The following is a 21,590-nucleotide window of genomic DNA, read 5'->3' on the forward strand; positions in this document are numbered from 1 at the left end:
TCATCCTCGTCAGGCTTCAGATGCAAAAAACCCTGCTCGTTGAGCAGGGTTTCTGAATTTGGTCGGTGATAGAGGATTCGAACCTCCGACCCCTTCGTCCCGAACGAAGTGCGCTACCAGGCTGCGCCAATCACCGAATGCGGGCGCATCTTACTGCTCAGGCGCACGCCCGTCAATCCCTTAGTCGCAAAATACAATTCAATCGGCGAGAAAGTCGGCAGACAACCTACTTCGCGGCGACTTTCTGCGCATCGGGAATATGGCACCAGTTGTTGTTCTGGTTAATGCCGCCATTCGGCGATGTATACCCCAGGCAACCCATTATCGTATCGTACAGCTCCACATGACGACGCGGCACTTTGATCTCCGCCTGCTGCTTCAGGTGAGCGAACATCTGCGCATGTTGCGGACTGGCAAGATATTTATCCGACATCCATACCAGCATCGGAACACGGAATTGCTCCGGCGGCGCCATATTGCGCGGCGTACCGTGCAAATGTTCGCGTTCGTTAATCGACTCGCCGTGGTCAGCCGCGTAGAACACAATCGCTTTTTTATCACGTAGCTGATCGAACACACTGGTAATAAAGTGATCCACATAGGTCACGGAGTTATCGTAAGAGTTGATCATCTGCGCTTTCGTGCAGCCGCTATCGACCCCAATACATTCGGGCTTCCACTGAGCGTAGCTGCGCGGATAACGTTGCGTATAGTTAAAATGCGACCCCTTAGTATGCAGGATAATCAGATGCTTACCCTCCGGATTCTGGGCAAGCGAGTTCTGCATCTCATCAATCAACAACATGTCATCAACCGTTTTACCGCGGTTACGCTGCTCGGCGCCGATCTGCTCGCGGTAGGAGATATTATCCGCCATGGTATTGCTATAGAACCACATCTCGCTTTGCATGGCATACAGATCGGAACTGAATCCGAGCTGTTTGAGTACGGCAAAAACATTCTGCTCTTTTAACGTACGCTGCGGGTTATTATCCGCCCCGCCTTCCCGTACAAACATACAGCGTAAAGAAAGCTTCGTCGCGGTATCGCAAGAATAGCCGCGGAACGCCGCCAGATTTTTTTCCTGCGCCAGCTTCGGCGTGGTATTACGCTCGTAGCCGAAAATCCCCATGTGATCCCAACGGGTCGTCTCACCGATAATGAAAACGACGTAGGTGTCATCCCCATCCTTCGGCGCAACATAGGTAAATTTCCTGGCCGGGTTTATTAACGAATTATTGTCCGACGACTCATCTACCTGCGCCCAGGCATACAGCCCTAACGCAGATAACCAGTTTGAAGGCAGATAGGAGTTCGCCACCACGCCGCCATAGCTGGGTAAGTCGATACCTGTCGCCCGTTCAACCTTTTTTTGCTGTATATCCAGCAGGCGGATAGGCGCCCACACCATTACGCCTGCGAGTACCACTACAGCGGCGCTGCGAAAACGCTGCCCCGGCGTACGTAGCTGGCGCAACAACGTGTAGCGACAGTGGTTACTCCAGATAAAGATGAGCGGAAGCACGCTCACGGCAATCAGCCACAATACGAAGTGCAGCCCCACCACCTCTTTCGAGAGATCGATATCGGTGGTCATAACAGACGCAATAATGCCGTAGCCAATCACCACGTTCAGGAAGGTCATGTAATAACTGGCGCCAGCGGAAAACAGCACCACCAGCGTGGCCAGCACACGCCAGACGCGTCGGCCAAACAGTGAAAGAAGACGAAGTAAGAAGAAAGTGACCAGCACCGTGGCGCCAAGTTCGACAACTGCGGAGAGGCCTTTCCAAATGGTAAATTCTTGCGCATAACTGCCGAAACGGCGGTAAAACACGGCGCAATTCATAAACAGACCGATATAGAGCGCAAGCAAGAAACTAAGTTTCTGCTGCGTCATCGATTTAATGTATCTCATGCAAACAAACCCTGGGAATCGGGATAAAAACGACCTGTACAACGATTTTTTAATCAAACAGGTAAATATGCGGCTAACGCAGATGTGAGAAAGTCTACCAGCGCGGCTAAGTAGACCACAGGAAGCGCAAAAAGTGTCTATAGAGAATGTGATTGACCTATATATTTTTGTAAATATATAGACAGGGTATTAGATGAACTTCTAATAAGTCCAGGCGGTGGTTTATCTCGTTAAAAGCGAGCGCTCACCCCCAGGGTATACAAATAATCGCTATCCGTAGCGCTGTTTTCCGCCTGGGAAAACGCCGCATACGCCGCCATGTGCGGGTTAAGTAACACGTCCGCGCCTACGGTGACATCCAGCCAGTTTCCCGCCTGATTTCCTGCGGTCATACGACTCAACCCGGACTGCGCTTTCCAGATATTTTCCCCAAACTGTTGGTTATAGCTAATTTGCGCCCAGGGACGGACATCGCCGAACTGCGAGTTTACCCGCCAGCCTAACGTACTGACGCTGGCGTGCCATAACGGATCGGTAAGCGCTAATGTCGTCGCGCTATCGCCATATTCGTTATACATTGATGACGTCGAACCGTCGTAATGCAACGCCGCGACCGGCCCAGTGGTCACGCGTCGGGAAAGCGGAAAATTCCAGCCCATACTGATACCGCTGGTCGCATCAAGCGGGGTTTCATCCGCCAGGCTAAGCACCGGACCCACCGTATTTTGCGTAGACTGAATACGTTCGGCCAGTATGTCGTTGTAATTCGGTTGGTGATCGCTGTCCCAGGTATAGCGTTCCGTCGTATGCCCCGGAGCCGCTTCAGCGATATATTCTTGTTGCCAGGCATACGTGGTATTGATAAAAAACGAGCAGGCCATAAGGCCCGCCAGACAACGCAATGTCCGGCGACCACGGCGTTTTCTTACAATCATCAACGCGACTCCAGAGTAGAGCCGAATTCGGCGATATTATTGTCATTGAATGAAGGATGTCGGGCATCAGCCCTGTATTAACTATTGTCCTTTTAGCGGGCCCGTCAAGGCGGGTTGAAGGAAATTTTCGCGGTAACCACAATAACGAGGAAGTCTATGCAGCGTTGCGACTGGGTCAGCCAGGACCCCCTTTATATTGCCTATCATGATAACGAGTGGGGCGTACCGGAAACCGATAGCAGAAAGCTGTTTGAAATGATCTGTCTTGAAGGTCAACAGGCCGGTTTATCCTGGATCACCGTGCTTAAAAAGAGGGAGAACTACCGCGCCTGTTTTCATCAGTTTAACCCGGTACGCATCGCAGCTATGCAGGAGGAGGATGTTGAACGCCTGCTGCAGAACACGGGCATCATACGACATCGCGGTAAAATTCAGGCCATTATCAGTAACGCCCGCGCCTGGCTTGCGATGGAGCAAAACGGCGAGTCTTTCGCCGATTTTGTCTGGTCATTCGTTGATGGCCAGCCGCAGATCACCCAGGCGGCCAGCCTGGGTGAGATCCCTACCTCAACACCTGCGTCCGATGCGCTTGCTAAGGCATTGAAAAAACGCGGCTTCAAGTTTGTCGGTACGACTATCTGTTACTCCTTTATGCAGGCGTGCGGACTGGTCAACGACCATATTACCGGCTGTTTTTGCCATCCGGGAGAAAAACATGATTCGCAAATCCCAGAGTGAAGACATGGCGTCTATTCTGGCGCTGTGGATGCAAAGTACCATTTATGCCCATCCCTTTATCGAAGAACGTTACTGGCACGAGAGCGAAGCAATTGTACGCGACGTCTATTTACCCGCCGCGCAAACCTGGGTATGGGAGGAAAATGGACAACTGAAAGGCTTCGTCAGCGTACTGGAAGCCCGTTTTGTCGGGGCGCTATTTGTCGCCCCCGACGCGTTAAGACACGGCATTGGCAAAGCGCTTCTGGAATATGTCCAGCAACGTTTTCCTCTGCTGAGCCTTGAGGTTTACCAGAAAAATCAATCCGCCGTAAACTTCTACCATGCGCTTGGTTTTCGTATTGAAGATAGCGCCTGGCAGGAGGATACCGCCCACCCCACCTGGATTATGAGTTGGCAGGCGGATCAAACGCCGTAAGCGGTAGCGCCGGGCCGGTATATTTCTCAAACCAGACCAGCGCGGTGTTGCCCGCACAACCGTTCCCCAGCCGGGAACTGGGAAGATCTTTTGTCAGGACGTTTACCGCGCCGTTTTTGCATATGCCGCCTGCGGTAGGTTCAGGGTCCGGCCATGCGCCTTCGTGAATACAGATCACGCCAGGCCGAATTCCGTCGGTAACGACCGCGCCCGCCAGAACCTGCCCGCGATGATTCCAGACGCGTACCGTATCGCCATCGACGATTCCGCGCGTTGTCGCATCCTGCGGATGAATCGTCACCGGTTCGCGTCCGGCTACCGCATACCGCTCCCGTAACGAACTGTAGTTAAGCTGGCTATGCAGACGGTGCGCCGGATGCGCGGAAAGTAGCTGAACCTGCCCCGCATCAGCGTTCCCGTGCCACTCATCCGGCACCAGCCACATCGGATGGCCGGGACAATCCGCGTAACCATAGCTGGCAATGCGCGCAGAATAGATTTCGATTTTGCCGCTGGCCGTTTTTAGCGGATGGTTATCAGGATCGCGGCGAAAATCCGCGAAGCGCACAAACTGCGCGTTGGCGGGATTTTCCGGCATCTCCAGTAAACGGTTAGCCTGCCAGAATGCGGCAAACGGCGGCAGCGTCACCCCCTGGCTGGCGCCACGCTGGGCGGCAATGTTGTAGAAAGTCTCCAGCCACGCCAGCTCACTTTTTCCTTCGGTGAACCGAGCGTAACCGCCGACTTCCCACCGTTCGCTCAGTTCAGCAAAAACGTCAAAATCATTCCGCGCCTCCCACCGGGGCGACACGACCTGCTTCATCGGCGCCAAATGCTGATTGCTATAGTCGCCGGTCATGGTTAAATCGTTACGCTCATAGCTGGTGGTCGCAGGCAGAACAATATCCGCGTGTTTCGCGGCGGCCGTCCAGAAACATTCCGAGATAACGACCAGTTCCGGTTTTTGCCACGCGCGAATCAGACGGTTGGTATCCTGATGATGGGTAAAGTTCGCGCCGCCCGCCCACCAGATAAAACGAATATCCGGGAAGCGGCGATCCATCCCATTGTGTTGGTAAAACCCACCGGGGTTTTCCAGCGCATCGACAATACGCGCCACCGGTATTTTATCTACCGCATCGACCCCGCCAGGGATGCTTCCCTGCATCGAGGCTAACACGGCGGCGCGGCGCGTCGGGTTTCCGCCGTTAGCAAAATGATAAGAAAAACCAAACCCGCCGCCAGGCGTACCAATTTGCCCCAGCATTGCGGCCAGCGTGACGATCATCCAGTGCTTTTGCTCGCCGAACTGCTGACGCTGCATTCCCCAACCGGCCATCAACATGGTGGTGTTATGATGAAATATTTCCGCCAGTTCACGAATTTTCACCGCAGAAACGCCGCAAATTTCCGCCGCCCATTCCGCTGTTTTGGCCGTACCGTCGGTCTTGCCCAAAAGATAGTCGGCGAAACGGTCATAACCCGTCGTGCAGCGGGCAAGGAACGCTTCATCCTTCCAATCGTTTTCCACCAGCGTATGGGCGATCCCCAACATTAACGCCACATCGGTGCCCATATGCGGGGCGATCCACTCCATCTTATCGCCAAAAAAGTCGACGCTTTCCGATCGCATCGGATCGATGCAGATCAGGCGCTTGCCGCTTTGTCGCAACGCCGCAAAATAGTCGAGCCCCTGCTCATCCGAGGCATTCCAGGCAATTTTCAGAGTATTCAGCGGGTTCGCGCTCCAGAGCACCACCACCTCGCTGTGTTCCAGCACCACCGGCCAGCTAGTCTGCTGCTGGTAAACCTCGTTGCCACCCACCACATAAGGCATGATAGCCTGCGCCGCGCCGGTGGAATAATCGCCAAGATGGCCGGTATACCCTCCCGCCAGCGCCATGTAACGCTGCAATAACGTAGCCGCTTTATGCAATACGCCGTTCGAACGCCAACCGTAGGAGCCAGCGAAGATGGACGATGGTCCATAACTTTCGCGAATACGTTTGTGCTGAGCGTGGATCAGATCCAGCGCGTCATCCCAACTTACGCGAACAAACTCATCCTGCCCGCGTATGCCTTGCGGCTTATCGGGAGAAGCCAGGAACCCTTTACGCACCATCGGGAAGCGAACCCGCGTTTTACTGTGCACCTGGTCATGCACAACGGTTTGCAGGGAGTTCTGGTGTGCCGTCGGGAGTTCGCCATACGAGGCAAAAATGCGTTCTCCGTCGGTTTCAACGCGGACTGGCCCCCAGTGTGCGGCGGTCAATACCGAGTGACGCGATGGTGCGTGGGTCAAGGTTCGCTCCTGAATTATTGGGATTATTTATTTTGCCGATCAATGTTACTTACAAATTTCAGAGTTTTCCCTGGAATTTTCTTCATGTGCAGACGTCATAATCAACCGCCACGGTCGCTGTGGTAAAAATAAAAAAGTGATAAGGATTTAAGATGAAAAAACGTGTATTTGTGATTGCTGCCATCGTGAGCGGCGCCCTGGCAGTATCTGGCTGCACAACAAACCCTTACACCGGCGAACGCGAAGCAGGTAAATCCGGCATTGGCGCGGGTATTGGATCGCTGGTCGGCGCAGGCATCGGCGCGCTCTCCTCCTCCAAAAAAGATCGCGGTAAAGGCGCGCTGATTGGCGCGGCGGCTGGCGCGGCGCTGGGCGGCGGCGTGGGTTACTACATGGACGTACAGGAAGCGAAACTGCGTGACAAAATGCGGGGCACAGGCGTTAGCGTGACGCGAAGCGGCGATAATATCATTCTGAATATGCCGAATAATGTCACCTTCGACAGCAGCAGCGCGACGCTGAAACCGGCAGGCGCTAACACGCTGACCGGCGTGGCGATGGTGCTGAAAGAGTATCCCAAGACCGCCGTCAATGTGGTGGGCTACACCGACAGTACCGGTAGCCACGATCTGAATATGCGTCTGTCGCAGCAGCGTGCTGACTCCGTCGCCAGCTCGCTGATCACCCAGGGCGTCGACGCCAGCCGTATCCGTACCAGCGGAATGGGGCCGGCGAACCCGATCGCCAGCAACAGTACGGCAGAAGGTAAGGCGCAAAACCGCCGCGTCGAAATTACCTTGAGTCCATTGCAGTAAACTACCGTACCGGGTAAAGCGGTATGCTTTACCCGGCCTGCATTATTCCCTCTCCAGACCGGATACATCGCGCATTACTCGGTATTCATTCATTATTTACCACGACACGGCTGCCGACAGCGGGGAAATTGGCTGGTCGATGATGGCTAAACGGGTTAATAATAAGCCTGTTCCGGTTGGCGCATGCCGCGCTTACCTTTTGATTTACGGAGAGTCGCATGAAGCCGTCCATCATTCTCTACAAAACCCTGCCTGATGATTTGCTGCATCGCCTGGAGGCGCATTTTACCGTCACCCAGGTACCGAACCTGCATCCGGAAACGGTAGCGCGACACGCGCAGGCATTTGCCAGCGCGCAAGGCCTTCTGGGCGCCAGCGAAACCGTTAACCGCGCGCTGCTGGAAAAAATGCCGGCGCTACGCGCGGCGTCGACCATCTCGGTGGGATACGATAATGTCGAGGTGGACGCCCTTACTGCCCGCAAAATAGTCCTGATGCACACGCCTGCCGTTTTGACGGAAACCGTTGCCGATACGGTGATGGCGTTGATGCTGGCCACTGCCCGCCGCGTGGTGGACGTCGCAGAACGGGTTAAAGCGGGTGAATGGACAGAAAGCATTGGCCCGGCGTGGTTTGGCGTCGATGTGCATCACAAAACACTCGGTATCGTTGGGATGGGGCGTATCGGGATGGCGCTGGCGCAGCGAGCGCACTTTGGGTTTACCATGCCGGTTCTCTATCACGCCCGTCGGCGGCATCAGGAGGCGGAAGACCGGTTTAACGCCCGCTACTGCGATCTGGATACGTTGTTGCAGGAGGCTGATTTTGTCTGCGTGATCCTGCCGCTAACGGCAGAAACGCGACATCTGTTTGGCGCAACACAGTTTGCCAGAATGAAATCGTCCGCCATTTTTATTAATGCCGGACGCGGCCCGGTGGTCGATGAAAACGCGCTGATTGCCGCGCTGCAAAACGGTGAAATATATGCGGCAGGTCTGGATGTCTTTGAGCAGGAACCGCTATCCGTGGATTCGCCCCTGCTGAACATGTCTAATGTCGTCGCGGTGCCGCATATTGGCTCGGCAACGCATGAGACGCGCTATGACATGATGGCCTGTGCGGTGGATAATTTGATTGATGCGCTGCAGGGAAAAATAGAGAAGAACTGCGTCAATCCGCAGGCGGCGGGATAACGCTACAGGCCCGATAAGCGCTGGCTTGCGCTTATCGGGCAGACTGTCATTACTGGGTCGCGTTTACCGCCGCCGTCCAGGCCTGATTAAACGCCTGATGCTGCGAGGCCAACGGCCCAATCAGCGCATTATATTGGCTGGCCTGCTGTGAGGTCGGGAACTGAATGCCGTTCGCGACAAAGCTCACCTGCTCGCCCTGTTGCGCAATATAATCGCCCACTTGTACCAACTGCTGCGTAAAGATCTGCGCCGCCGGGATCAGCGGCTGCAAAGCATCTGCCGGCACGGTGACTACTTTTTTGTAGACCTGATCAAACACAGGTTTCAGGTCATCGGCCTGCTTTAACGCGCCATGCGCGGCATCAGCCTGCAGTTTTGCATTCTGCAACTGTTGCGCCAGCACGCCTAACGAACCATTTGCCTGCCGCAGCGGCTCACGTTGCGTCATATAATCCTGCGGAACGCGGATGGCGTTAACGCTATCGACCACCGGGCGCAGACCGGAATCCATCGCCTGGTTTACCTGCTGCGAGTAGCCATACAGTATCGCGTAATCAGACACGAACGGACCAAACTGTTTTTTCTGATCGGCCGTCAGCGTTGGTAAACGCTCTCCGCTACGCATTGCTGTATTCTGCAGGAAATCGACAAACGCTTTGCGCTGATCGCCTTCTTTATCAAAACACCCGCTCAGGCTAAACACCATTAATAACGCCACAACAGGCGCAAACCAGCGAGAGCAGGACTTACCTGTCGCCATTGTTAATACTCCTTTCACCCAAAAATGCGCACAACGACACCTGCGTGCCTGACGGCTTACAAGGATAGTCCAGGTCAGGCTTGCAGGATACCCTTTCCACGCGATCTTGTAGCGGAAAATTATGTTTATCTGCATCAATGCTTAATTTGTTATTTTATTGTTAATTTTTGACCTGACACTGCGATAAAAAACGCGGCAAGAAAGCTTTCCAGCGGGGGATGTAATATTTTTTTAATCTTTACAATTATTTTCTGAAAGACGGATATACCTTCCTGGATCAAATTGTTAGCGTCCTAAAAGTCGCGTAGCGTAAGGCATCGAAACGAATCGATAGCGCTTCCTGGCGGCGCGTCGCCCCCCACCCGCAAGTTTCCCGACTATTCTTAAGAGGCTTCGATGCACTTCACGATCCCGCTGTGTGATTTACAGGAGTTCTCAATGGAATATAAAGATCCGATGTTTGAGCTGCTGAGCAGCCTGGAACAAATTGTTTTTAAAGATGAAACGCGAAAGATCACCCTGACGCAAAAACCCAATCCTTTTACCGAATTTGAACAGTTACGGAGAGGGACGGGACTAAAAACAGATGAATTCGCCAGAGCGCTGGGCGTAACGGTTGCCATGGTTCAGGAATGGGAATCGAAACGCGAAAAACCCACGCCAGCAGAGCTCAAATTGATGCGCCTGATACAGGCAAACCCACGCTTAAGTAAGCAATTGATGGAGTAATTTTTACCCCTTTCTGTTTTAACGGTCCTGCGCAAGGACCGTTTTCCCCGCCCGATTCCTGACCTGGAGAAATAAAGTAAAATAAAAGTTGCATCGCCCGGCATTACATGAGTTAATGTGCTCAACGGTTTGACGTACAGACCATTAAAGCAGTTTAGTAAGGCAAGTCCCTTCAAGAGTTATCCATTAGATACCCCTCGTAGTGCGCATTTCCTTAACGCTTAAAAAATCTGTAAAGCACGCCATAACGCCGAAAGGCACACTTATTTTTTAAAAGGTAATACACTATGTCCGGTAAAATGACTGGTATCGTAAAATGGTTCAACGCTGATAAAGGCTTCGGCTTTATTACTCCTGATGACGGTTCTAAAGACGTGTTCGTACACTTCTCCGCTATTCAGAACGATGGTTACAAATCTCTGGACGAAGGTCAGAAAGTTTCCTTCACCATCGAAAGCGGCGCTAAAGGCCCGGCAGCTGGTAACGTAACCAGCCTGTAAGCTTAAAAAGCTCAGAATTTTGAATCCCTGCCTGATGGCGGGGATTTTTTTTATTCCAATTCCCCCTCTCCCCCAGCATAACTTTGCATTACTTTACCCTGCGTTCCTTTGACCTTTCCCTTAGGGGAACCCCTATAGTAGGCAGGGAGATTGTTCACAAGGAATTGAAGTTATGTCGAAATCATCATGGTTATTACTTTTGGGTTTATGCGCCAGCGGCTCCGCGCTTGCGGCATCCGCAGAATCCGCTTTTCTGGCGCAACATGGGCTGGCGGGAAAAACGGTTGAGCAGATCGTGGATACGATTGATCAGACGCCGCAGAGCCGTCCTTTGCCTTACTCCGCGTCGATTACCAGTACCGAACTCAAATTATCTGACGGAGAGCAGATTTATACGCTGCCGTTAGGCGACAAATTCTATCTCTCTTTTGCGCCCTATGAATGGCGGACACACCCCTGTTTTAACCACAGCCTTTCCGGCTGTCAGGGAGAAATGCCGAATAAACCGTTCACTGTAAAAGTGACAGACAGTAAAGGCGCTGTCATCGTACAAAAAGAGATGCAAAGCTATCGAAACGGATTTATCGGTGTTTGGCTACCGCGCAATATGGAAGGGACGCTGGAAGTAAGCTACAACGGTAAAACGGCGTCACATGCCATTGCCACCAGAGATGACAGCCAGACCTGTCTGACGGAATTACCATTACGTTAAAAATAAAAAAACCTGCCCGAGAGCAGGTTTTTGTTTAATTAACTGAACGCTTATTGCAGTAACGAAATATCCGCAACCTGCAGGAACAGTTCGCGTAGTTTCGACAACAGCGTCAGGCGGTTGATACGGATATCTTTCTCTTCCGCGTTAACCATGACATTTTCGAAGAATTCATCCACCGGCGCGCGCAGAGCAGCCAGCTCAATCAACGCTTCCTGATAACGACCATCGGCAAAGTACGGCTGAAGCTTATCACGCAGCACAACCAGATGTCTGGCCAACTCAATTTCCGCCGCTTCTTTCAGTACGGAGGCGTGGACGATATCGTTCAGCGGCTCAGTGGCTTTCGCCAGGATGTTGGAGACGCGCTTGTTCGCCGCCGCCAGCGCAGAGGCTTCTTCCAGGGTGCGGAAGTGCGATACCGCTTTCATACGAGCATCGAAATCTGCCGGACGGGTCGGACGACGCGCCAGTACCGCCTGGATGGTGTCGACGGTGTAACCTTCGTCCTGATACCAGGCGCGGAAGCGACCCAGCATAAAATCGATCACATCATCGACTACGTTAGCATTGGTCAGCTTGTCGCCATACAGACGCGCCGCTTCTTCGGTCAGCGTTTGCAGATCAAGAGCGAGGTTCTTCTCAACGATGATGCGCAGCACGCCCAGCGCGGCACGACGCAGCGCAAACGGGTCTTTGTCGCCTTTCGGATGCTGACCGATACCGAAGATACCCGCCAGAGTATCCATCTTATCGGCGATCGCCAACGCACAGGCCACCGGGTTAGACGGCAGGTCATCACCGGCAAAGCGCGGCTGATACTGCTCGTTAAGCGCCACAGAGACATCTTCCGCTTCACCATCGTGACGCGCGTAGTACATCCCCATCACACCCTGGGTGTCGGTGAACTCGAAGACCATGTTGGTCATCAGGTCGCACTTGGAGAGCAGGCCCGCACGAGTGGCGTGGTTAACGTCAGCGCCAATCTGACCGGCAATCCAGCCCGCCAGCGCCTGAATACGGTCGGTCTTGTCGCGCAGCGTGCCCAGCTGTTGCTGGAACAGCACGGTTTGCAGACGCGGCAGATGATCTTCCAGACGTTTTTTACGGTCGGTATTGAAGAAGAATTCAGCATCCGCCAGACGCGGACGCACCACTTTCTCGTTACCGGAGATAATCTGGGTCGGATCTTTCGATTCGATATTCGCGACGAAGATAAAGTTCGGCAGCAGCTTGCCCGCGTTGTCATAAACCGGGAAATACTTCTGGTCGCCCTTCATGGTGTACACCAGCGCTTCGGCAGGCACGGCGAGGAATTTCTCTTCGAATTTCGCCGTCAATACCACCGGCCATTCCACCAGCGAGGCGACTTCTTCCAGCAGGCTTTCGCTCAGGTCGGCATTACCGCCAATCTTGCGTGCTGCTTCTTCAGCGTCCGCTTTGATTTTGGCTTTACGCGCTTCGTAGTCCGCAATGACTTTACCGCGCTCCAGCAGAATTTGCGGGTACTGGTCAGCATTGTCGATAGTGAACTCAGGCTGACCCATAAAGCGATGGCCGCGAATGACGCGGTCAGACTGAATACCCAGAATAGTCGCCGGAATCACTTTATCGCCCAGCAGCAGAGTCACAGTGTGTACCGGACGCACGAAGTGGACGTCAGACGCGCCCCAGCGCATCAGTTTCGGGATCGGTAGTTTCGCCAGCGAGGTGGCTACCATGTTCGGCACCAGCGCTTCGGTACTTTCGCCCTTCACGTGGGCGCGATACAGCAGCCATTCGCCTTTGTCGGTCTTCAGACGCTCGGCCTGATCAACGGTGATCCCGCAGCCGCGCGCCCAGCCTTCTGCCGCTTTGCTCGGTTTGCCTTCGGCGTCGAACGCCTGGGCAATCGCCGGACCACGTTTTTCGACTTCGCGATCGGGCTGAGATTCAGCAAGATTCGCCACTTTCAGCGCCAGACGGCGCGGGGCGGCAAACCATTCAACGTTACCGTGCGCGAGGCCGGCGTTATCCAGCTCCGCAGTGAAGTTCGCAGCAAAGGACTCAGCCAAACTGCGCAGTGCTTTTGGTGGCAGCTCTTCAGTGCCGATTTCCACCAGAAAAGTTTTCTCAGACATGGCCGCCTCTTACTTGTCTTTGTTGCACATCGGGAAGCCGAGGGCTTCACGGGAAGCATAATAAGCCTCTGCCACTGCTTTGGTCAGGGTGCGAATACGCAAAATGTAGCGCTGACGTTCGGTGACGGAGATAGCTTTACGCGCATCCAGCAGGTTGAAGCTATGGGCGGCTTTCAGAATACGCTCGTAGGCCGGCAGCGGCAGCGGGTTTTCCAGTGCCAGCAGCTGCTGGGCTTCTTTTTCATACTGCTCGAAGCAGGTGAATAAGAAATCCACATCGGCGTATTCAAAGTTATAGGTGGACTGCTCCACTTCGTTCTGATGGAACACGTCGCCGTAGGTGGTTTTACCCAGCGGGCCATCGCTCCAGACCAGGTCGTAAACGCTGTCCACGCCCTGGATATACATCGCCAGACGTTCCAGACCGTAGGTGATTTCACCGGTCACCGGCTTGCACTCCAGGCCGCCGACCTGCTGGAAGTAGGTGAACTGCGTCACCTCCATGCCATTCAGCCACACTTCCCAGCCGAGTCCCCAGGCGCCCAGCGTCGGGTTCTCCCAGTTATCTTCCACGAAACGGATATCGTGAATGGTCGGGTCCATACCCAGCTCTTTCAGAGAACCGAGATACAGCTCCTGAATATTCTCCGGAGATGGCTTAATCACCACCTGAAACTGATAGTAGTGCTGTAAGCGGTTCGGGTTTTCGCCGTAGCGGCCATCGGTCGGACGACGAGAAGGCTGCACATAGGCAGTCGCCATCGGCTCTGGCCCCAGCGCGCGCAGGCAGGTCATTGGATGAGAAGTTCCCGCGCCAACTTCCATGTCCAATGGTTGAACAATGGTGCAGCCCTGGCGAGCCCAGTAATCCTGTAAGGTCAGGATCAAGCCCTGGAAGGTCCTGGTATCAAACTTTTGCATATTATTTCGTGCTGGATACGTGTGGATTTAAAGGAAGGAGCCAGTATACCCGCTGGATGCGAGATATACAGTATGAAACCGGTTTGTTTAGCGAAAATTGCCGGATTTCGCGGCATCACACCTCACCAGGCGCGGCTTTTACCGCATAGAAAGATGTAAAAACTGCCCATCTGCATCAAAAGAGCAGACAAAACTCTCTTTACGGAAGGTATTACCACGCATCTCATAGCTCCCCTGAAACTGCTCGAAGCCGGTAACAGCAATTTTCTGTGCGCCAGTGTTGTAACGCTGCGCCGCCTGGGCTTTACACAATGCTTCCATATCCAGCGTGCGTGTTGGGCTCACTTTACTCTGCTGGGCTTTTTGCGTCGGTGGCGGTGTCGCTGTGCATCCCACCAGAGCGATGGCTATCATCACAGTACAGAAATACTTCATTATCATTTTTATTACCGTCTGGTTTGCTGGTCAGTCTTATTATTAAGGTTTGTGGGTAACAGACACATTGTGCGAATCTCCTTACGCCATCACAAGATGTAGCGTAGAAAGTCAGATTTTTCCAGTGAGCCACCGCGCTGGAACTCTATTGAAACGGAAGCTGAGGAACTGATGCAGCCTAAAATTAACTGGATTGATAACCTGCGAGGGATCGCCTGTTTAATGGTAGTGATGATCCATACTACAACGTGGTACATCACCAACGCCCACAGCGTCAGCCCGCTAAACTGGGATATTGCGAATGTCCTGAATTCGGCTTCGCGCGTTAGCGTTCCCCTGTTTTTTATGATTTCAGGCTATCTTTTTTTTGGCGAGCGCTGCGCGCAACCGCGGCATTTTTTACGTATCGCCCTCTGCCTTATCTTTTACAGCGTTGTCGCCCTGGCTTACATTTCACTTTTTACTTCGATCAACGTCGAGCTTTCGCTAAAAAATGCGCTGCAAAAACCCGTGTTTTACCACCTGTGGTTTTTCTTTGCGATTGCGGTGATCTACCTGGTATCGCCATTAATCCAGGTAAAAAACGTGAGCGGCAAAATGCTCCTGACGCTGATGGTGGTCATTGGTATTATTGCCAACCCAAATACTGTGCCGCAAAAAATCGGCGGCGTTGAATGGTTGCCCATCAATCTGTATATCAGCGGCGACACGTTCTACTACATTCTCTACGGTATCCTGGGCCGCGCCATTGGAATGATGGAGACGCAAAAGTCATCGCTGACGCTTATCTGCACTGCCCTGTTCATCATCGCGGTATTTGTTATTTCTCGCGGCACATTGCATGAATTACGCTGGCGCGGAAATTTTGCCGATACCTGGTATCTGTATTGCGGTCCCATGGTGTTTATTTGCGCCGTCTCACTGTTCACGGTAGTTAAAAATAAGCTGAATGCGCGGACGTTACCTGGACTGGGGCTTATCTCCCGCCACTCGCTGGGTATTTATGGTTTCCACGCGCTGATTATCCATGCGCTACGTACTAATGGTCTGGAGTTAAAACGTTGGCCGCCGTTAGATATCGTGTGGGTTTTTGCCGCGACGGTGACAGGAAGCCTGCTACTTTCCATGCTGTTACAGCGTATTGATAAACGGAAATGGGTTAGCTAAACGACAATGATGGCTCCGGCCATCATTCATCATCACTGTAGGAAGCGTAAAGATCGGTTCCATATATACTGACCCCCAGCGCCACCAGGCACAGTATTTTCAGCGCGCCCGCCAGCGCCAGGTTAAATACGCCGACCACGACCATGCCGATGCCAAGCAACAGCAAAGATTTACAACGAGAAAGCAAGCGGTCATTCCCCGTGTGTTCCTGGCGAATTAAGACAGGAAAACCGCACATGACGATTGCCGCAAAAAAATATCCCTTTTCGCTTAATGTATGACAGCCTGGCCACAGTCCCACCAGGTATACCACTGCACCGACGACTAACATTCCCAGGCCGAATATCCGTTTCCTGCGCGCAACGTGATCGTCCATCTCACTCTCCTTGTGGTTGAGTGAGACACATTAAGCGAAGAAATAGCGATGAAAAAGGCGCCTGCTTAGCAATAATATAAAAATCAGAAAACACACATACTTACTTCGATATAATTCAATAGAATCAATATTTACGGGAAATGCCTTTCAGCCAAAACCGAAAGGCATTCTGACTTATGACATCAACGGCAACAGCTGCTGATAGAGTCGACGGAAGGTTTCACGACGTTGTTGATAAACCGCATGACGCTGCGCATCAGGATAATGCGCCTGCTCCAGCGGCAACTGCGGCAATACATCGGCGAGCGGAGTCTGTTTATTCACCGCAATTTGCGCCAGACGCGCCGCGCCCAGCGCTGGTCCCACATCGCCGCCAGTACGATAATCAAGCTGTAGCCCGCTAATATCAGATAGCATCTGACGCCAGTATTCGCTGCGCGCCCCGCCGCCGATAAGCGTCACGCTGGCGGGCTTGACGCCGCAGGCGTGAACCACATCCATGCCATCCGCCAGAGCATATCCCACGCCTTCCAGTACCGCCCGCGCCAGTTCCGCCGGGCCATGCTGATGGGTTAAACCAAAGAAAACGCCTTTTGCCTGCGGATTATTATGCGGCGTGCGCTCGCCGGACAGGTACGGCAAAAACCAGATCGGATCGGTATGCTCATCCGCCTGCTGTGCGGCGGCAATCAGCGCCGGGACGTTCTCCTGCCCGGTGAGTTTAGCCGCCCAGTCCAGACAAGAGGCGGCGCTCAACATTACAGACATTAAATGCCAGCGTTCCGGCAGCGCATGGCAAAAACTGTGTACTGCGCTCTCCGGTTTACTCAGAAAGCCGTCGCTGACGGCAAAATAGACGCCCGATGTTCCGAGTGAGAGCATCGCCTGTCCGGCATCGATCATTCCTACGCCGACCGCGCCAGCCGCATTGTCGCCGCCGCCCGCCACCACAGGTACTGCTGGCATGCCCCATGCGCAGGCTACCTCTGGCAGCAACATTCCGGTAATGTCACTACCTTCAAATAACGCTGGCATCTGCTGTCGGGTTAAATGACAGGCGTTGAGCATAACGTCGCTCCAGTCGCGCTTTTTCACGTCCAGCCACATCGTTCCTGCCGCATCCGACATATCGCTGGCAAAGACGCCCGTCATTCGCAGCCGCAGAAAATCTTTCGGCAGCAGAACTTTGTCTATCTGGCGGAAAATATCCGGTTCGTGGCGCTGCACCCAGACTAATTTGGGCGCGGTAAAACCGGGCATCATCAGATTACCGGTTATCGCACGCGACTGCGGCACCTGTTTTTCCAGCCAGGCGCACTCTTCGCTACAGCGTCCGTCATTCCATAAAATCGCTGGTCGCAGGACCTGCTGACGGCTATCAAGCAATGTCGCGCCATGCATTTGTCCGGCGATGCCCAAAGCCCGAACGCCACTTAACGACTGTTGCCGACCTAAACCTTTAACCGCACGATCCGTCGCCTGCCACCACTGCTCTGGTTCCTGTTCCGACCATAAGGGATGCGGACGCGATACGGTCAGTTTTTCAGTATGCGTAGCCAGCACATCGCCCTGCTCATTCAACAGGATAGCTTTTACACCCGATGTACCAAGATCGATCCCGATATACATAGTGTGGGTTCCTTTACTGAAAGCGCCCGGCAGCGCTACGCTTACCGGGCTAATCACGACTACAGGCCGGGCTAACGCGGAGTCGCCCGGTAGATAGGGTTATTTATCAAACAGATAACGGTTAACCAGATTTTCTAACAGCTCCTGATGACCGCTTTGATGTACTGGCGCCAGATTATGCTGCTCCGCATACTGCGCCAGTTCGCCTAAGGAGAGTTGTCCTTTCAGAATCTGCTGCCCCAGCTCGCCATTCCAGCCGGCATAGCGCTTCGCCACGCGTTTATCCAGCTCGCCGTCTTCAACCATACGCGCGGCGATTTTCAGCGACAACGCCATCGTATCCATTGCGCCGATATGACCGTAGAACAGATCGTATTTATCGGTGCTCTGGCGACGAACTTTGGCGTCGAAGTTGAGACCGCCCGTCGTGAATCCGCCCGCTTTCAGGATTTCGTACATCACCAGCGCGTTCTCTTCAACGCTAATCGGGAACTGATCGGTATCCCAGCCCAGTTGCGCATCGCCGCGGTTGGCGTCAACGGAGCCAAAAATACCCAGCGCGATAGCGGTCGCGATTTCATGGTGGAACGAATGGCCCGCCAGCGTCGCGTGGTTCGCCTCAATATTCACTTTGATCTCTTTTTCCAGGCCGAACTGTTTGAGGAAACCATAGACCGTTGCAACGTCATAATCATACTGATGTTTTGTCGGTTCCTGCGGTTTCGGTTCAATCAGCAGCGTGCCCTGGAAACCCATTTTATGTTTGTGCTCGACCACCATTTGCATAAAGCGGCCAATCTGTTCGCGTTCCTGGCGCAGATCGGTATTCAGCAACGTTTCATAACCTTCGCGCCCGCCCCACAGGACGTAATTTTCGCCGCCCAGTTTATGCGTGGCGTTCATTGCCGTAACCACTTGCGTCGCTGCCCAGCTAAAGACCTCCGGGTCCGGGTTAGTGGCGGCGCCTGCGCCATAGCGCGGGTTGGTAAAGCAGTTCGCCGTTCCCCACAGCAGTTTTACGCCGCTCTGCTCCTGTTTCGCCGCCAGCACATCCACCATCTGCGCGAAGTTGTTTTTATATTCTTTCAACGACGCGCCTTCCGGCGACACATCCACGTCATGGAAGCAATAAAAAGGCACATTCAGTTTGTGGAAAAATTCAAACGCCACGTCCGCTTTGCGTTTCGCCAGCTCCAGCGCTTCGCCCGGTTGCTGCCATGGACGATTAAACGCGCCTACGCCAAACATATCCGCGCCGTTCCAGCAGAAGGTATGCCAGTAACAGGCCGCGAAACGCAGGTGATCTTCCATACGTTTACCTAAAACCAGCTCGTCGGGATTGTAATGACGAAATGCCAGCGGGTTAGTCGATTGAGGGCCTTCATAGCGAACACGATCGAGTTGGTCAAAATAAGCCTGCATAGTGAGCTCCATAATCAGATAAGACGGCAAGTAAACGACATAACGTCATACTGGAATTTCCTGATTTATTGCTCAATTACGTTATTTCACACCGCTATTAAGAGAATCCCCAAATGTGCTCTGGCTCTCAAAAAAACGCTGAAAACCACAGAAGAAAAAAGCGATCGCGATCGAATCCTGGCAAATAAACAAAAAACCGTAATATATAGATAAGAAATGACAATTGTCATCCGCCGTTTGCTGTGATGAATTTCGCATAACGTTTCAGGCGCAAAATAATTTGTCATCATTCGCCAGACCGTTATGTCAGCCGTTTTGATAGTATCCATGAGTCCAGGTTCACTTTTGCAGGATATATCCTCATGTTTGATAAACGTCACCGCATCACTCTGTTATTTAACGCGAATAAAGCCTATGACCGTCAGGTAGTGGAGGGGGTGGGTGAATATTTACAAGCCTCGCAATCCGAATGGGATATATTTATTGAGGAAGATTTCCGTGCCCGTATCGATAACATTAAAGAGTGGTTAGGCGACGGCGTTATTGCCGATTACGATGATGACGATATCGCGCAATTATTGGCCGATGTCGACGTACCCATTGTCGGGGTCGGCGGTTCTTACCATCTTGCTGAAAATTATCCCGCCGTTCATTACATCGCCACCGATAATCATGCGCTCGTTGAAAGCGCTTTCCTGCACTTAAAAGAAAAAGGCGTTAACCGCTTCGCGTTTTACGGTTTGCCCGACTCCAGCCGTAAACATTGGGCGGCGGAACGGGAATACGCCTTTCGCCAGCTGGTCGCCGAGGAAAAATACCGCGGCGTAGTCTATCAGGGGCTAGAAACCGCGCCGGAAAACTGGCAGCACGCGCAAAATCGCCTCGCCGACTGGCTTCAGACGCTGCCGCCGCAAACCGGCATCATTGCCGTAACGGATGCCCGCGCCCGCCACGTATTGCAGGCCTGTGAACACCTGCATATTCCGGTGCCGGAAAAACTTTGCGTTATCGGTATTGATAACGAAGAGTTAACCCGTTATCTGTCGCGCGTCGCGCTTTCCTCCGTCGCGCAGGGGGCGCGGCAAATGGGCTATCAGGCGGCGAAGCTGCTGCACCGTTTGCTGGCGCGCGAAGAGATGCCGTTACAGCGCATTCTGGTGCCGCCGGTGCGCGTCATTGCGCGCCGCTCGACAGACTATCGCTCCCTGACCGATCCGGCGGTTATCCAGGCGATGCACTTTATTCGTAACCATGCCTGTAAGGGCATTAAAGTCGAGCAGGTGCTGGATGCGGTTGGGATTTCACGTTCAAACCTGGAAAAACGTTTTAAGGAAGAAGTTGGCGAGACGATACATGCGCTGATCCACGCCGAAAAGCTGGAAAAAGCGCGTAGTTTGTTGATTTCTACCACGTTGGCGATAAACGAAATTTCGCAAATGTGCGGCTACCCGTCACTGCAATATTTCTATTCGGTGTTTAAAAAGGAGTACGTCACTACGCCTAAGGAGTATCGCGACCAGCATAGTGAAGCGTTGTTGTAGTTTATCCAGCCTACAGATGCCTTGTAAGCCGGATAGCGTAGCGCCATCCGGCACACAGAATTACATATGCGCGGCGATCAGACGCTGGTTGTCCTGGTACATCGCGAACAAGTAGTTGTTATAGCGCGACCCCTGGGTAGAGTAACCCTTCAGCTTATGAATCATCGCCGTGGCGGTGACTTCCTGATCCGCCTTACGCAGTTGGGCGCGCGACTTGCGGAAAGAAGAATAAGCCGGATGCGTGTTCAGGTTGGCGACATACGCGCTCACCGACTCCTCAACCGACGCGAATTGTGAGTAACCTTTCACCTTACCCGGCGTATTGGTACAACGCCCTTTCGTGCACTTCATGCCGAACAGGTTATTGTTGCTACGCGCCAGTTTAGAGGTTCCCCAGCCGCTTTCCGCCGCCGCCATCGTCGCCACCATGCTGGTTGGGATAATGTCGACGCGCTCCAGCAACGTATTCCACGGAATACGACGCGTGTTGCCGGACCAGCTCACTTTATAGCGCTTCGCGATATCTTTCATACGCGCGCGTTCAGACGGCGACCAGCGGTTCTGGTACTGTTTTGAGATCAGCCAATTACGGTCCGCGGTAATCGCGGCATTTTGGCTGGTGATGTAAGGCATAACGGTCCGGAGAAACGCTTTTTTTCTGGGGGTTCCGGAAGGGTATTTTCGCAAATCAGGAAGTGAACTGCTCTTTGCACTATTGCGAGAATACTCTTGTTTACTGCTAACCTGTTTATAACTTTTCTCGGTTATGTGGGACTTTTGACTCGTTTGCGTTGCGTGCGTCTTTGCCAGCACCTCACCCGAAAATGCGATGGTGAGTAACATAAGAATCATTGCCCCATATCGTCGCATGGGAGTCAATATCATTAGGTCTCCTGGTCGGATTGATACATTCCAACACCTTTTATTTTTCACGAAGTTAAGGTTTGAACCCCAAATTC

At 53.1% G+C, this 21,590-nt stretch carries 20 protein-coding genes and 1 tRNA gene; 9 read left to right on the forward strand and 12 right to left on the reverse strand.

Translation table 11 applies throughout. The annotated features are described in order from the left end of the window. Positions 1-59: 59 nt before the first annotated feature. The 3 genes from NA624_RS09280 to NA624_RS09290 all read right to left on the reverse strand — a co-directional run bounded on the left by NA624_RS09280 (position 60) and on the right by NA624_RS09290 (position 2,853). Positions 60-136 (reverse strand) — tRNA-Pro (locus NA624_RS09280). A gap of 90 nt (positions 137-226) precedes the next feature. Then, entirely contained in the window at positions 227-1,918 is a 1,692-nt protein-coding gene (gene eptB / locus NA624_RS09285; protein ID WP_001269261.1) for a kdo(2)-lipid A phosphoethanolamine 7''-transferase, read from the reverse strand. 230 nt (positions 1,919-2,148) lie between these two features. Further along, the gene (locus NA624_RS09290) at positions 2,149-2,853 is read right to left on the reverse strand and encodes an autotransporter outer membrane beta-barrel domain-containing protein (protein WP_000637073.1); all 705 of its coding nucleotides are present in this window, start codon (positions 2,851-2,853) and stop codon (positions 2,149-2,151) included. 156 nt (positions 2,854-3,009) lie between these two features. Here NA624_RS09290 and tag point away from each other — a divergent pair, with 156 nt between their 5' ends. Both tag and NA624_RS09300 read left to right on the forward strand, forming a co-directional pair. Next, positions 3,010-3,591, forward strand: coding sequence for a DNA-3-methyladenine glycosylase I (tag, locus tag NA624_RS09295; protein ID WP_001188424.1), 582 nt, complete (start codon positions 3,010-3,012; stop codon positions 3,589-3,591). Then, the gene (locus NA624_RS09300) at positions 3,569-4,009 is read left to right on the forward strand and encodes an N-acetyltransferase (protein WP_000619909.1); all 441 of its coding nucleotides are present in this window, start codon (positions 3,569-3,571) and stop codon (positions 4,007-4,009) included. The genes tag and NA624_RS09300 overlap by 23 nt, the downstream gene beginning before the upstream one ends. Here NA624_RS09300 and NA624_RS09305 read toward each other — a convergent pair. Continuing rightward, positions 3,978-6,311, reverse strand: coding sequence for a molybdopterin guanine dinucleotide-containing S/N-oxide reductase (locus NA624_RS09305; RefSeq protein WP_000148444.1), 2,334 nt, complete (start codon positions 6,309-6,311; stop codon positions 3,978-3,980). The two genes, NA624_RS09300 and NA624_RS09305, sit on opposite strands and share 32 nt — an antisense overlap. Positions 6,312-6,463: 152 nt before the next feature. On the opposite strand from NA624_RS09305, the gene NA624_RS09310 reads away from it, so the two are divergent. Both NA624_RS09310 and ghrB read left to right on the forward strand, forming a co-directional pair. After that, on the forward strand, positions 6,464-7,126 hold the full coding sequence (locus tag NA624_RS09310) for an OmpA family lipoprotein (protein ID WP_000747548.1): 663 nt from the start codon (positions 6,464-6,466) through the stop codon (positions 7,124-7,126). 218 nt (positions 7,127-7,344) lie between these two features. Next, on the forward strand, positions 7,345-8,319 hold the full coding sequence (ghrB, locus tag NA624_RS09315) for a glyoxylate/hydroxypyruvate reductase GhrB (RefSeq protein ID WP_000804676.1): 975 nt from the start codon (positions 7,345-7,347) through the stop codon (positions 8,317-8,319). Positions 8,320-8,368: 49 nt separating this feature from the next. Here ghrB and NA624_RS09320 read toward each other — a convergent pair whose 3' ends face one another. Continuing rightward, positions 8,369-9,079, reverse strand: coding sequence for a DUF3053 domain-containing protein (locus NA624_RS09320; protein WP_000190524.1), 711 nt, complete (start codon positions 9,077-9,079; stop codon positions 8,369-8,371). 438 nt (positions 9,080-9,517) lie between these two features. Here NA624_RS09320 and NA624_RS09325 point away from each other — a divergent pair, with 438 nt between their 5' ends. The 3 genes from NA624_RS09325 (at position 9,518) to cueP (ending at position 11,020) form a co-directional block, all read left to right on the forward strand. After that, positions 9,518-9,808: an HTH-type transcriptional regulator gene (locus tag NA624_RS09325; RefSeq protein WP_000455790.1), complete on the forward strand. Its 291-nt coding sequence runs from the start codon at positions 9,518-9,520 to the stop codon at positions 9,806-9,808. Between the two features lie 287 nt (positions 9,809-10,095). Beyond that, entirely contained in the window at positions 10,096-10,308 is a 213-nt protein-coding gene (cspE, locus tag NA624_RS09330; RefSeq protein WP_000014594.1) for a transcription antiterminator/RNA stability regulator CspE, read from the forward strand. Positions 10,309-10,480: 172 nt separating this feature from the next. Then, the gene (gene cueP / locus NA624_RS09335) at positions 10,481-11,020 is read left to right on the forward strand and encodes a copper-binding periplasmic metallochaperone CueP (RefSeq protein WP_000047140.1); all 540 of its coding nucleotides are present in this window, start codon (positions 10,481-10,483) and stop codon (positions 11,018-11,020) included. A 50-nt stretch (positions 11,021-11,070) separates the two neighbouring features. Here the strand turns inward: cueP and glyS are convergent, their stop codons facing one another. From glyS to NA624_RS09350, 3 genes are all read right to left on the reverse strand, one after another. Beyond that, complete coding sequence (gene glyS / locus NA624_RS09340) at positions 11,071-13,140, reverse strand: glycine--tRNA ligase subunit beta (protein WP_439040263.1); 2,070 nt, start codon at positions 13,138-13,140, stop codon at positions 11,071-11,073. A 9-nt stretch (positions 13,141-13,149) separates the two neighbouring features. Then, positions 13,150-14,061: a glycine--tRNA ligase subunit alpha gene (gene glyQ, locus NA624_RS09345; RefSeq protein WP_001168556.1), complete on the reverse strand. Its 912-nt coding sequence runs from the start codon at positions 14,059-14,061 to the stop codon at positions 13,150-13,152. A gap of 138 nt (positions 14,062-14,199) precedes the next feature. Continuing rightward, the gene (locus NA624_RS09350; RefSeq protein WP_000605592.1) at positions 14,200-14,502 is read right to left on the reverse strand and encodes a YsaB family lipoprotein; all 303 of its coding nucleotides are present in this window, start codon (positions 14,500-14,502) and stop codon (positions 14,200-14,202) included. A gap of 165 nt (positions 14,503-14,667) precedes the next feature. Here NA624_RS09350 and NA624_RS09355 point away from each other — a divergent pair, with 165 nt between their 5' ends. Next, on the forward strand, positions 14,668-15,663 hold the full coding sequence (locus NA624_RS09355) for an acyltransferase (RefSeq protein WP_001182575.1): 996 nt from the start codon (positions 14,668-14,670) through the stop codon (positions 15,661-15,663). A 22-nt stretch (positions 15,664-15,685) separates the two neighbouring features. Here the strand turns inward: NA624_RS09355 and NA624_RS09360 are convergent, their stop codons facing one another. From NA624_RS09360 to xylA, 3 genes are all read right to left on the reverse strand, one after another. Next, a complete protein-coding gene (locus tag NA624_RS09360) occupies positions 15,686-16,039 on the reverse strand; it encodes a YiaA/YiaB family protein (RefSeq protein WP_000340933.1) in 354 nt (117 codons plus the stop codon). Between the two features lie 174 nt (positions 16,040-16,213). After that, positions 16,214-17,668 carry a xylulokinase gene (gene xylB / locus NA624_RS09365; protein WP_000275319.1) on the reverse strand — a complete coding sequence of 485 codons (1,455 nt, stop codon included), beginning with the start codon at positions 17,666-17,668 and terminating at the stop codon, positions 16,214-16,216. Between the two features lie 99 nt (positions 17,669-17,767). After that, the gene (xylA, locus tag NA624_RS09370; RefSeq protein WP_001149561.1) at positions 17,768-19,090 is read right to left on the reverse strand and encodes a xylose isomerase; all 1,323 of its coding nucleotides are present in this window, start codon (positions 19,088-19,090) and stop codon (positions 17,768-17,770) included. Between the two features lie 362 nt (positions 19,091-19,452). Here xylA and xylR point away from each other — a divergent pair, with 362 nt between their 5' ends. Next, a complete protein-coding gene (gene xylR, locus NA624_RS09375; protein WP_000459824.1) occupies positions 19,453-20,631 on the forward strand; it encodes a D-xylose utilization transcriptional activator XylR in 1,179 nt (392 codons plus the stop codon). Positions 20,632-20,691: 60 nt separating this feature from the next. Here the strand turns inward: xylR and NA624_RS09380 are convergent, their stop codons facing one another. After that, positions 20,692-21,516, reverse strand: coding sequence for a protein bax (locus NA624_RS09380; RefSeq protein WP_001562170.1), 825 nt, complete (start codon positions 21,514-21,516; stop codon positions 20,692-20,694). Positions 21,517-21,590: the final 74 nt, after the last annotated feature.

This window comes from Salmonella sp. NW38, assembly GCF_051807745.1.
Taxonomy (GTDB): domain Bacteria; phylum Pseudomonadota; class Gammaproteobacteria; order Enterobacterales; family Enterobacteriaceae; genus Salmonella; species Salmonella enterica.